Source organism: Methylophaga sp. SB9B (assembly GCF_004832235.1).
Classification (GTDB): Bacteria; Pseudomonadota; Gammaproteobacteria; order Nitrosococcales; family Methylophagaceae; genus Methylophaga; species Methylophaga muralis.
In genome coordinates this window covers 1-253 of sequence record NZ_SSXS01000093.1, presented here as the reverse complement: position 1 = coordinate 253, position 253 = coordinate 1, and the positions used below count along the sequence as shown (strand labels likewise).

Sequence of the window (253 nt, the reverse complement as noted above, 5' to 3'; positions counted from 1 at the left end):
TTATTGGATTGAAATCTTCACTGCTGATCGTCAGCCGTTTTTACTGAAAGATCATCTGGCATAGTTTCTTTGTGTTTATTTGAGCCTACCCCTAATGGAGGGCTGGCAAAAACCTGTATCCGATCAGCAATTTTTTAGCTTCGTACATTGCCTCGTCAGCGTAGCGAACCAATTGCATGGCATTATCGCCATGCAATGGATATAAAGCGATGCCGATACTGACACCTATATGCAGAATTTTGCCATCCACTTC

At 42.7% G+C, this 253-nt stretch carries 1 protein-coding gene; it reads right to left on the bottom strand.

The genetic code is table 11. From position 1 onward, the window contains the following. Nucleotides 1-91: 91 nt before the first annotated feature. Nucleotides 92-250, bottom strand: a complete 159-nt coding sequence (locus tag E8Q33_RS15290) for a diguanylate cyclase domain-containing protein (protein ID WP_247870150.1) — start codon at nt 248-250, stop codon at nt 92-94. Between the last annotated feature and the right edge of the window lie 3 nt (nt 251-253).